The 11525-nt window shown below is 66.9% G+C and carries 11 protein-coding genes; 5 read left to right on the top strand and 6 right to left on the bottom strand.

Annotated elements, in window-relative coordinates:
- Positions 1-171 precede the first annotated feature (171 nt).
- Positions 172-1335, bottom strand: a complete 1164-nt coding sequence (locus AC5O77_RS14450; protein ID WP_049400675.1) for a PilT/PilU family type 4a pilus ATPase — start codon at positions 1333-1335, stop codon at positions 172-174.
- 79 nt (positions 1336-1414) lie between these two features.
- The gene (locus AC5O77_RS14445) at positions 1415-2452 is read right to left on the bottom strand and encodes a type IV pilus twitching motility protein PilT (RefSeq protein ID WP_006422551.1); all 1038 of its coding nucleotides are present in this window, start codon (positions 2450-2452) and stop codon (positions 1415-1417) included.
- 87 nt (positions 2453-2539) lie between these two features.
- Here AC5O77_RS14445 and AC5O77_RS14440 point away from each other — a divergent pair, with 87 nt between their 5' ends.
- Together AC5O77_RS14440 and proC are read left to right on the top strand one after the other, a co-directional pair.
- Positions 2540-3217 carry a YggS family pyridoxal phosphate-dependent enzyme gene (locus AC5O77_RS14440; RefSeq protein ID WP_478058254.1) on the top strand — a complete coding sequence of 226 codons (678 nt, stop codon included), beginning with the start codon at positions 2540-2542 and terminating at the stop codon, positions 3215-3217.
- An 18-nt stretch (positions 3218-3235) separates the two neighbouring features.
- Entirely contained in the window at positions 3236-4057 is an 822-nt protein-coding gene (proC, locus tag AC5O77_RS14435; RefSeq protein ID WP_049400673.1) for a pyrroline-5-carboxylate reductase, read from the top strand.
- 59 nt (positions 4058-4116) lie between these two features.
- On the opposite strand, the gene AC5O77_RS14430 is transcribed toward proC, so the two are convergent.
- A complete protein-coding gene (locus AC5O77_RS14430) occupies positions 4117-4992 on the bottom strand; it encodes a LysR family transcriptional regulator (protein ID WP_293794981.1) in 876 nt (291 codons plus the stop codon).
- A 101-nt stretch (positions 4993-5093) separates the two neighbouring features.
- Between AC5O77_RS14430 and AC5O77_RS14425 the strand changes: the two genes are divergently transcribed.
- Positions 5094-5696: a short chain dehydrogenase gene (locus tag AC5O77_RS14425; RefSeq protein WP_478058253.1), complete on the top strand. Its 603-nt coding sequence runs from the start codon at positions 5094-5096 to the stop codon at positions 5694-5696.
- Positions 5697-5769: 73 nt separating this feature from the next.
- On the opposite strand, the gene soxR is transcribed toward AC5O77_RS14425, so the two are convergent.
- The gene (soxR, locus tag AC5O77_RS14420; protein WP_032127734.1) at positions 5770-6204 is read right to left on the bottom strand and encodes a redox-sensitive transcriptional activator SoxR; all 435 of its coding nucleotides are present in this window, start codon (positions 6202-6204) and stop codon (positions 5770-5772) included.
- Between the two features lie 29 nt (positions 6205-6233).
- On the opposite strand from soxR, the gene AC5O77_RS14415 reads away from it, so the two are divergent.
- Positions 6234-7655 (top strand): MFS transporter, encoded by a 1422-nt coding sequence (locus AC5O77_RS14415; protein WP_478058252.1) that lies wholly within the window; start codon positions 6234-6236, stop codon positions 7653-7655.
- Between the two features lie 38 nt (positions 7656-7693).
- Here AC5O77_RS14415 and AC5O77_RS14410 read toward each other — a convergent pair whose 3' ends face one another.
- Both AC5O77_RS14410 and AC5O77_RS14405 read right to left on the bottom strand, forming a co-directional pair.
- A complete protein-coding gene (locus tag AC5O77_RS14410) occupies positions 7694-9715 on the bottom strand; it encodes an esterase/lipase family protein (RefSeq protein WP_478058251.1) in 2022 nt (673 codons plus the stop codon).
- Positions 9715-10689 (bottom strand): Lnb N-terminal periplasmic domain-containing protein, encoded by a 975-nt coding sequence (locus tag AC5O77_RS14405; RefSeq protein WP_423174384.1) that lies wholly within the window; start codon positions 10687-10689, stop codon positions 9715-9717. The genes AC5O77_RS14410 and AC5O77_RS14405 overlap by 1 nt, the downstream gene beginning before the upstream one ends.
- A gap of 171 nt (positions 10690-10860) precedes the next feature.
- Between AC5O77_RS14405 and AC5O77_RS14400 the strand changes: the two genes are divergently transcribed.
- The gene (locus AC5O77_RS14400; protein WP_049421554.1) at positions 10861-11265 is read left to right on the top strand and encodes a GFA family protein; all 405 of its coding nucleotides are present in this window, start codon (positions 10861-10863) and stop codon (positions 11263-11265) included.
- Positions 11266-11525: the final 260 nt, after the last annotated feature.

Genomic DNA, 11525 nt, shown 5'->3' with positions numbered 1-11525 from the left:
TGTGCGGGATGGGGATCGCTCGACTCGTCTGTCGGCTAGTATCCGCAGATGCATGCTTGACGGTCCCTCCACCCTGGCTCCTACATACCGCGTAGGAGCCGGGAGGAACATACAAGCTTGCTCGACTCGACAAGAACAGTCGAGCAGGCTCGACTCTACGGAACCCCCAGGTCACCGGATCTCGGAAATCTCCACGCCATCCAGCCCCTGCGACAGGGTGCGGGCGTCGCCGCCCTGGCTGAGCTTGATGCGCAGGCGCACCTCGTTCTGCGAATCGGCGTAGCGCAGCGCGTCCTCGTAGCTGATCTCGCCCGCCTGGTACAGCTCGAACAGACTCTGGTCGAAGGTCTTCATACCCAGCTGGACCGAATCCTTCATCACTTCCTTCAGCTTGTGGATCTCGCCGTCGCGGATGTAGTCCTGCACCAGCGGCGTGCCCAGCAGGATCTCCATCGCCACCTTGCGCGAGCGGCCATCGGGCGACGGCACCAGCTGCTGCGCGACCACGCCCTTGAGGTTCAGCGACAGGTCCATCAGCAGCTGGTTGCGGCGGTCTTCCGGGAAGAAGTTGACGATGCGGTCCATCGCCTGGTTGGCGTTGTTGGCATGCAGGGTGCACAGCACCAGGTGGCCGGTTTCGGCAAACGCGATGGCGTGGTCCATGCCTTCGCGGGTACGCACCTCGCCGATCATGATCACGTCCGGCGCCTGGCGCAGGGTGTTCTTCAGCGCGGCTTCCCAGCTGTCGGTATCGATGCCGACCTCGCGCTGGGTGATGATGCAGCCCTCGTGCTTGTGCACGAATTCGATCGGGTCTTCGATGGTGATGATGTGGCCGGTCGAGTTCTGGTTGCGGTAACCGATCATCGCCGCCAGCGAGGTCGATTTACCGGTACCGGTGGCACCGACGAACAGGATGATGCCGCGCTTGGTCATCGCCAGCGTCTTGATGATCGGCGGCAGGCTCAGCTCTTCCACGGTCGGAATGCGCGTCTCGATGCGACGCAGCACCATGCCGACCTGGTTGCGCTGGTAGAAGCAGCTCACGCGGAAGCGGCCGACGCCGGACAGGCCGATGGCGAAGTTGCACTCGTGGGTCTTCTCGAATTCCTCGCGCTGCGCCGGGGTCATCACGTTCAGGACCAGGTCGCGGCTCTGCTGCGGGGTCAGTGGTGTCTGCGTGATCGGCGAAATCTTGCCGTTGACCTTCATCGCCGGCGGCATGCCCGCGGTGATGAACAGGTCCGAGGCGCGCTGGTGCGCCATCAGCTTGAGGAACGAAGTGAAATCGATGGTGGTCGCGGTGGTGTTCACGGCGGGCTCCCAATGGGGCATGTACCAGGAAACGGTCGGAGGCGGAAACGGCGCGGAAACGGCGGCGCACTGGCGCACGCCGTCCCGTTGCGGCCCCGCCTTACTCGAACAGGCGCTTGTCCTTGGCGTAGTCGCGGGCCTGGTTGCGGGTGATCAGGCTGCGCTTGACCAGGTCCTGCAGGTGCTGGTCCAGGGTCATCATGCCGTACTGCTGGCCGGTCTGGATGGCCGAGTACATCTGCGCCACCTTGTCCTCGCGGATCAGGTTGCGGATGGCCGGGGTGCCGACCATGATTTCCCACGCAGCGGTACGACCACCACCGACCTTCTTCAGCAGCGCCTGCGAGATCACCGCACGCAGCGATTCGGACAGCATCGAACGCACCATCGGCTTTTCGCCGGCCGGGAACACGTCGATGATACGGTCGATGGTCTTGGCCGCCGAACTGGTGTGCAGGGTGCCGAACACCAGGTGGCCGGTTTCCGCGGCGGTCAATGCCAGGCGGATGGTTTCCAGGTCGCGCAGTTCGCCGACCAGGATGATGTCCGGGTCTTCACGCAGTGCCGAGCGCAGCGCTTCGTTGAAGCCATGCGTATCGCGGTGCACTTCGCGCTGGTTGATCAGGCACTTCTGCGAGGTGTGCACGAATTCGATCGGATCCTCGACGGTGAGGATGTGGCCGTATTCGTTTTTGTTGATGTAGTCGATCATCGCCGCCAGCGTGGTCGACTTGCCCGAACCGGTCGGACCGGTCACCAGGATCAGGCCCTGCGGCTGCTGGATCACTTCGCGGAACAGCGGCGGGCAGGCCAGGTCCTCGAGGGTGAGCACCTCGGACGGAATGGTACGGAACACCGCACCGGCGCCGCGGTTCTGGTTGAACGCGTTGACACGGAAGCGCGCCAGCGACGGGATCTCGAAGGAGAAGTCCACTTCGAGGAATTCCTCGTAATCGCGGCGTTGCTTGTCGGACATGATGTCGTACACCAGCGCGTGGACCTGCTTGTGGTCCAAGGCTGGGATGTTGATCCGGCGCACGTCGCCGTCCACGCGGATCATCGGCGGCAGGCCTGCGGACAGGTGCAGGTCGGACGCTTTGTTCTTTACGGAAAACGCCAACAGCTCGGCGATATCCATGAGCGGCTACTCCCCAATAACGGCTTCGACTGGAAGGATCTTTCCCCGGGCGGCAGTATAGCCTCCTGATTCAACGGAACGCGTTACGTGGCCACTCCCCTGCCCCAGATCCTGAGCAACCTGCACGCCGCCGCCGAGGCCGCTGGCAGGCCCGACCCACGCCTGCTGGCGGTGTCCAAGACCCAGCCGGCCGAGGCCGTGGCCGCGCTGGCCGCACAGGGCCAGCACGCCTTCGGCGAGAACTACGTGCAGGAAGCACTGGCCAAGATGCAGGCGCTGCAGCACCTGGCGCTGGAATGGCACCTGATCGGCCACCTGCAGTCGAACAAGGCCGATGCCGTGGCCAGCCATTTCGACTGGGTGCAGAGCGTGGACCGTCCCAAGCTGGTGACCGCGCTGGCACGCCATCGCCCGGCCGCGCGTGGCCCGCTGAACATACTGATCCAGGTCAACATCGACGATGAATCCAGCAAGCATGGCTGTGCACCGGAAGAAGTGGATGCACTGGCCGCCGCGATTGCCGCCGAACCCAGCCTGCGCCTGCGTGGCCTGATGGCGATTCCCGCACCGTGGCCGGAAGCGGAGCGCCGTCGGGATGCATTCGTGCGCATGCGCACACTTTTCCAGTCGCTGGCTGCCCAGCACGCGCGGATCGACACGCTGTCGATGGGCATGAGCAGCGACTACGCCGAAGCCATCGCCGAGGGTGCCACCCTGGTGCGCATCGGCACCGCCCTGTTCGGCGCCCGCCCGGGCCCGGCCTGATTTTCCAAGGAGACTTCCATGGCAGCTGATTCCATCACCTTCATCGGCGGCGGCAACATGGCCCGCAGCCTGATCGCCGGTCTGATCCGCCAGGGCGTGCCTGCCGCGCACATCCACGTGGCCGAACCGGTGGCCGCACTGCGCGAGTCACTGGCTGCCGACTTCGGCGTGCAGGTGCACGACAACGCCGCCGATGCCGCCGCGCACGGCCGCACCTGGCTGCTGGCGGTGAAGCCGCAGGTGCTGCGCGATGTGTGCCAGTCGCTGCAGGCGCTGGCGCAGGCGAACCGGCCACTGGTGGTGTCGATCGCCGCCGGCATCACCAGCGCGCAGCTGGAACGCTGGCTGGGCGGCAATCTGCCGGTGGTGCGCGCGATGCCGAACACCCCGGCCCTGCTCGGCGCCGGCGTGACCGGCCTGTATGCCACGCCATCGGTGGATGCACAGCAGCACGCGCGCGCCGAACAGGTGCTGGCCAGTGCCGGGCGCACGGTGTGGATCGACAGCGAGTCGCTGATGGATTCGGTCACTGCGGTGTCCGGCAGCGGCCCCGCCTACGTATTCCTGCTGGCAGAAGCGATGGAAGCGGCGGGCATCGCCCAGGGCCTGCCGGCCGACGCTGCGCGTGCGCTGGTGGTGCAGACCCTGCTGGGAGCCTCGCGCATGCTTGATGAGGCCGGTGAAAGCCCGGCCGAGCTCCGCCGTCGCGTGACCTCGCCGAACGGCACCACCCAGGCCGCGATCGAGAGCTTCCAGGCCGGTGGTTTCGAGGCGCTGGTGGACACGGCGCTGCGCGCCGCGCAGGTACGTGGGCAGGAACTGTCTGCGGCGAATGATTGATCCCGATGTGTGCCGACCAACGGTCGGCACCTACCGTCATCCGCGCGTGGCGTGGATGCTCACTGCCCCAATGTGGCCATGACGAAATCGACGAAGCACTGCAGGCGCGGACGCGGCCGTCGATCCGGCAGGTAGATCAGGTGCATCGGTCGCGGTTCCGGCAGGTAGTCGCGCAGCAGGGGCTTCAACCGCCCTGCCGCAATCTCGCCGGCCAGCAGCGCGGTCGGTTGCAGCACCAGCCCTGCGCCGGTCACGGCGGCCTCGCGCAGTGCAACACCATCATTGCAGGTCAGCCGCGCCTCCCAATCCACCTGTTCACCGTTGGCCAGCTGCCAGCCATGGCCACCGCGCCAGGCCAGATGGCTCAGGCAGTCATGCCCGGCCAGATCCCCAGGGGTGCGCGGTGTGCCACGCCGGCGCAGATAGGACGGTGCCGCGCACAGGCTCATCGCGTACGGTGGCAACGGCCGCGCCACCACTTCCTGTGACGGCAGCGGCCCAACGCGGATTGCCACGTCGAAGCCATCCTCGATCAGGTCCACGCGGCGGTTGCTCAGGTCCAGCTCGATGTTCAACTGCGGCTGCGCGCGCAGCAGGCCGGCCAGTTGTGGCGCCAGCACGCAGCTGCCCCAGGTGGTTGGCGCGCTGACCCGCAGCAGTCCGCGGGGTTGTACCTGCAGGCCGGCCACGTCCGCCTCCGCCTGCTGCACCTGCTCCAGCACCTGCCGGCACCCGGCCAGGTAGGCGCTGCCGGCTTCGGTCAGGCGCTGGCGACGGGTGTTCCGCTGCAGCAGCGCGGTCCCCAGGTGCGCCTCCAGCTGCTGGATGTACTTGCCGACCATCACCGCCGACACCTGCAGCTGTTCGGCGGCTCCTGCAAAGCTTCCGCACTCGGCCACGGCGACGAAGGCCTGCATGCAGCGAAGGGTATCCATTGCTAATCCAGAGTTAGGAATCTGCGAAGCATACGCCGCTTACCTAACCCCACTGTGAGGGCGCAGACTGCGCCCATTCCCCCCTCTCGCAAGGAACGGCCATGAAGATCCTCCTCGTCGGTGCCAGCGGCACCCTCGGCCAGGCAGTCGCCCACCAGCTCGGCCAGCAGCATCAGATCCTCGCCGCCGGCCGCAACAGCGGTGAGCTGCGCGTCGACCTGACCGACGACGCCAGCGTCGCCGAACTGTTCTCGCGCATCGGTCCGGTCGATGCAGTGATCTCCACCGCTGGCAAGCTGCACTTCGGTCCGCTGAAGGACATGACACCCGAGCAGTTCAACCTCGGCCTGCAGGACAAGCTGCTGGGCCAGGTGCGGCTGGCACTGGTCGCCCAGCACCACCTCAACGCCGGCGGCTCGATCACCCTGACCAGCGGCATCGTCAGCGCACAGCCGATCCGCGATGGCGTCAACGCCACCTCGGTGAATGCCGCGCTGGAAGGCTTCGTGCGTGCCGCCGCGTTGGAGCTGCTGCCGCGTGGCCTGCGCATCAACGTGGTCAGCCCGAACGTGCTGATCGAATCGATGGCGGCTTACGGCCCCTATTTCCCAGGCTTCGAAGCGGTGAGCGCGCAGCGCGCGGCGCTGGCCTTCCAGCGCGCGGTGGAAGGCATCCAGAGCGGCGAGACGATCACGGTCTGGTAAGAAAAAAGGGGACGGAGGGGATTAAGTCGTTAATGCACAAACGACATAATCTCCTCCGTCCCCTTTTCGCGGGTCACTCCCAGCGCATCGGGCCGTCGCCGCGTTCGCCGAGGACGTCTTCGGGGTTGGCCAGGCGGCAGCGCTGCAGCGACAGGCAGCCGCAGCCGATGCAGCCGGTCAGTTCATCGCGCAGCAGTTCCAGCATGTGGATGCGCTCCTCCAGCTCGGTGCGCCAGCGCGCGGACAGCTTGGCCCAGTCGGCCTTGGTCGGCGCGCGGCCCTCGGGCAGGCTTTCGAAGGCACGGCCGACAGCTTCCAGTGGCATGCCCACCCGTTGCGCGACGCGGATCACGGCCAACCGTCGCAGCACGTCACGGCTGTAGCGCCGCTGGTTGCCCGAGGTGCGCAGGCTGCTGATCAGCCCCTTGCGCTCGTAGAAATGCAGCGCGGAAACCGCCACGCCACTGCGCTGGGAGACTTCGCCAACGCTGAGTTCCTGGGAAACCATTGCTTGACCTAAACTACAGTTGAGGTGGCATGCTGCTATCTTCGCCGCCAGTTGACAAGCGCGGCCCGCATCTGACTCGTATGTCCCCCACTCTTTCGCCCGCCGACGCCCGTGCGCCGGCTGATACGTCGATCCTGTCTCCCCACTATCGCGCCACCACCATCGGCATGGTGGCACTGGTGGCGCTGCATGCCTTCGAGGCCCTGGCGGTGGCGGCCGCCATGCCGACCGTGGCCGAGGCGCTGGATGGCCTGCGCCTGTATGCGCTGGCCTTTGGCGGCACCCTGGCCACCAGTGTCATCGGCATGACCCTGGCCGGACGCTGGGCCGACCGCCAGGGACCAGCTCGGCCGCTGTGGTATGGCCTGGGCTGCTTCGTGCTGGGCCTGCTGCTGGCCGGCTTCGCCATGCGCATGGGCATGCTGGTGGCCGGGCGCCTGCTACAGGGCCTGGGCGCAGGCGCGATCTCGGTCTCGCTGTACGTGATGGTTGGCCGCAGCTATCCCGAACACCTGCGCCCGAAGGTATTCGCCGCGTTCTCCGCCGGCTGGGTGGTGCCGTCGATGATCGGTCCCGCGCTGAGCGGGCTGATCGTGCAGCATCTCGGCTGGCGCTGGGTGTTCCTGGCCGTACCACTGCTGGCGGTCCCGGCCGCGCTGCTGCTGCGCCCGGCGCTCGCACGCATGCAGCCCACTCATGCTGCCAGCAGCGACGATGGTCGCGGCAACGTGGTGCGCTGGGCCAGCGGCGCCTCGCTGGCGGCGCTGCTGCTCTACTTCGGCGGCCAGCAGCAGGGCCTGCCTGCGCTGCTCTGCATCGGCGTGGCCATGCTTGCGCTGCTGTTCTGCGTGCACCGCCTGTTGCCAGCCGGCACGTTGCTGCTGCGCCGCGGACTGCCCAGCGTGATCGCCCTGCGCGGCATCGCGGCGGCCGCATTCTTCGCCTGTGAGGCCTACCTGCCACTGCTGTTGCAGCGCGAACGCGGGCTCTCGCCCAGCTGGGCCGGTGCCGTGCTCAGTCTTGGTGCACTGGGCTGGTTCGCCGGTTCATGGCTGCAGGGCCACCAGCAGCGCGGCTGGTCACGCCAGCAGCTGCTGCGCGTTGGCACACCGCTGATGACGATCGGTATCGCCGCCACACTGGCCGTGCTGTTCAACGCAGTGCCGCTGCCGGTGGCACTGGTCGGCTGGGCCATGACCGGCTTCGGCATGGGCATGATCTACGCCAGCCTGTCGGTGCTGACGCTTTCGCTGTCGGCGCCGCATGAGCAGGGCGCCAACACCTCGGCGCTGCAGCTGAGCGAAGCGTTGTCGGTGACCACCGCACTGGCGGTGTCCGGTGCTCTGTTCGCGTTGTTCGTGGAAACCGCACCACACACCGGCTACTTCCTGTGCCTGGCAATCACCTTCGGCCTGGCACTGCTGGCCACGGTAATCGCGCGGCGGGTGTAGCACCGCCGCATTGCGGGATTGCCGGCCAGCGGCCGGCACTACCGGCTGCCGGTCCCCATGTCATCGATATCCCGGTGCAGGATGCGCCTCACCTCCAGCACCGCCTGCGGGGTTTCCTGCACGCTGTGGCCGGAGATGATCACCTTCTCCGACAGCGCGCCCGGCAGATGTGCGCTCCAGTACGGCACCAGCCCATCATCGGATTTTTCCACCGGCAGCTCCGGCTTGCGCTGGGCGATGATCGAGTGGTACTTCAGGCCCGCCTCAATCGGCAGCTGTGCGGCGGCCTTCACGAACGGATCGCTGGCCTTGAGGTTGTCGATGCTGTTCGGGATCTTCGGCTTGGCGGTGCCATCGACCTGCTGTTCGGCCTGTGCCAGTGCCATGAACACGTCCTCGAACTTGCCGAGAATGGTCAGCGGCAGGCGTACCAAGCGACCAATCAGGCGACCGACCTTGTTGCCGGCAATGTCGGTGCCCTGGTGCGGCGCGGCGATGAAGATCGCACGCTCCACGTTCGGCTGTGCCTTGAAATGCAGCAGCGGACCCAGCTTGTTCTGCACCCGCTTCAGCCGTTCCCCCTTCAGGTCGTAGTTGGCCAGCAGGTCGTTCCACAGTACATCGCCGGAATCGCTCACCAGCAGGCGCGCCAGCACGCCGCCCATGCTGTGACCGATGTAGACCATGTCCTTCGACGCACGCGTGCTGCCGTTGGGATCGAAATGCTTCAGCGTGTCGTTGAATGCATTGGCGATCTCGTAGCGGTTCAGCGCGATCGGCGCATTGGTCGGGTAATAGACCTGCCACACCTGGAACTGCTGGCGCAGCTCGGGGTCACCCATGATCTCGTTGGCCAGGTTCACCCACGCTTCCGGGCTGCTGGCCAGGCCGTGCAGCATGAAGATGATGCGGCGGTTCGGGTCCCACGGCTGCATCAGGTAGATGTGCGGCTCGCCGATGCCCTCGCTCATACCGAACAGGGTACGCAGCGACTGCCGGGCGAAGCCACTCTGCGCCAGCCACAGGCCGTAGGCGGCAGTGAAGTTGCCGGCCAGCGGTACCTGCTCACCGTGCAGAGTGATGCGCTCGGTCGCTTCCGGCGAATAGGCATCCAGCTCGACCCGGCGCGTGCGCATCACGTCTTCCAGGCTGCTGCCCTCGAACCGCAGCAGTGCGGTGACGTTGATCGAGGACATCTCACTGAACTCGGGCACCGAATCGTCATGGCGGTGGCGGCGGCCACGACGCTCGTCGTCCTCGTCGTCCTGCGCGGTTTCAGCCTTCGGGCCGTCCGGCGCGATCACTGGCGCGACCAGTTTCGGCGGGTCCATCACCATCACCAGCTCGGCACCGAAGCCATCGCGGCGATAGGTGCTGCGCAGGCCGACGAAGCTGACCGTTCCCGCCGGCACCAGCTGCGCCGGAATGCTCTTCAGGCCCAGCTGCTGGTAGTTGGAGGCCAGCGACCAGCTACCGACCGTGAGCGGCTTCGTATAGTCCTCGCCGGCCAGCGCAGCGGCGCGTGCGCGCACGAACAGCACCACCGCCGCCTTCTCGGCCGCGTAGTTGTAGTAGTCGCGCACCTGCGTCTGCCGGTCCTCGAACGCACGGTCGGACGGCGAACGGCCGCTGTAGAACAGGTACGCGTACGCATAGCGCGCCGCCTCCAGCCACGCATCCAGCGCCGCATCGCTCATCGGCGGATCACCGGCAGCGGTCTTCTTCGGCGTCAGCGCCAGCGCGGCCTTCACCCACAACTCGGACAGCGCCGACAGGCGTTGTTCGACATTGAGGTCGTCGGTCATCAGCAGCGTGCTGCGGCAGACCAGGAAGTCCTTGTCGCACTGTGATTCGTCCAGCCCCGCCGCGCTCAGCGTCTCGCGTGCAGCGGGGCTGAGCTTGCCGGTGTTGAGCACATCCGCGCGCTTGTTGACCAGTGAATCACTGGATTTGACCTGCTTGACGGTGACCATCGCGCAGCCGCTGCTGCCCAGCAGCAGGAAGGCGGCGAACAACACCGGCAGCAGGCGCTGCCAGCGGGTCAGAAAGAGTTGGGTCATTACTGCGGGTCCTGCTCGGTGCCGGGCACGCCCTGGCGGATCACGGTGGAGAAATGCTCGCCATCACCCAGGTCCAATGCGCGCTGGGTGATGCGGCCCTTGTCGTGCAGCTCGGTGTACGGCACGCCCGGCGTGAGCGCACCGACCTCCTGCGCGTACTCGGCCAGGTAACCGGACAGCAGCAGGCGGTAGTCCAACGGCAGGCGCGGCGCGATGTGGCGGGCCAGGTCGAAGACGATGGTCGTGCAGTTGCTGGTCAGCGTGTTGTAGAAGCCCGGCTTGGCATCCAGTTCACGCGCCTGTTCGATGTACGCGGCGAACAGTTCCTTCAGCTGCGCGCGGTCCATGCCATGCAGGCGGTACAGGTAGACATCTTCGCCACGCGCGTTGGTGCGGGTGCGGATGATGTCGGTCTCCTCCGAAGCCACCAGGGTCATCTCGAACTTGCGGAAGAAGCCGCCAAGCGCGGAGAACGACTCACCGCGCTCCTTGCGGATCTCCAGCGAGAACACCACGTGGCGACCATCCTCGAAACCGAACGAGATCAGCGTGTGGGCGATCGCCGGGCCCATCCAGTACGACAGCACCAGGTCAGCCGAGCGCAGCTGGTCCAGGTCGTATTCGCGGCGCACCCAGTGCGCGTCGTAGTCGGTTTCGCTGCGCCAGCTGAAGTCGCGCACGTTGTCCAGCACCACATGGCGCCCGTCGAAGGACACCACGTGCAGGCGCTGGGCCACGTCGTCGGCCCATACGCGGTCCTGGCGCGGGGTCAGCAGCAGCCACCACAGGCCGGCCAACGCCAGTGCCACACCGAAGGCCGTGCCGAGGCGGCGGGAGGCACGTCCCCGCGCGACCCGCCACGACGCCCACAGCGCCACCAGCAGCCACAGCACGGCCACGCCGGTGGCCAGCCAACCCGGCCCCGGCAGCTGGTAGGCCAGCAGCCCGCTCACCCACAGCGCCGCCAGCGCCATGGCACTCCCTGTCGTCCAACGTCCTGCGGCGTTCACTGGCATCCTGTCGCGGTCTCGAAGCCGCATAGTTAGCCACAAGCGGGTTCACCGTGGCATCTACGGACCGTTCAGGCTGGGCGGCGCACCGTCGGCGGCGGCCCGTGCGGCCAGGTTCACTTCACAGGAGCAACGATGGGCATCACTTCCGTGGCCGGCGTTCCGGTCCAACCCCGGCACCGAGCCACCTGCCACTGCGGCACGGTCGAACTGCTGCTGGACCTGCCGGACGGTATTGTCGAACCCCGCCGCTGCGACTGCTCTATGTGCCGGCGCCGGGGGGCCATTGCCGCCAGCGTCAGCCGCGCGGGCCTGCAGGTGGTGCGCGGGCAGAACCACCTGCAGCGGTACCAGTTCAACACCCATGTGGCCGAGCACTATTTCTGTGGCGTGTGCGGCATCTACACCCATCACCGGCGCCGCTCCAACCCGGAACAGTACGGCTACAACGTGGCCTGCCTGGAAGGCATCGACCCGTTCGCGCTGGGTGTGATCCCGGTCAACGATGGGGTCAACCATCCCGCCGACCGCACCGGTTAGTGGCGCGTGCGCCGTGGCGGTGCGGCAACCTTCTGCCAGGGGGCCATGCCGCTGCGGCCTGCCCGCACCGGACGCTTCAGCCAGGGCCGGCGGGGCGTCGCCTGCGGTTCGGTGCCGACCGGGGGAGGAACAGGTCTGCGGCCGGGCCAGAGATGATCGAGCAGCCACATGGCAGGTCTCCGTGGGGGACGGGGACGACCTACGCTAGCGGCACCTGGGCAAAGAACGGGTGAGGGTGCTGCGGCAGCCAGATGACAGCC

Source organism: Stenotrophomonas sp. INTA L402-1 (genome assembly GCF_059295135.1).
This window is presented reverse-complemented; position numbering and strand designations above follow the sequence as displayed.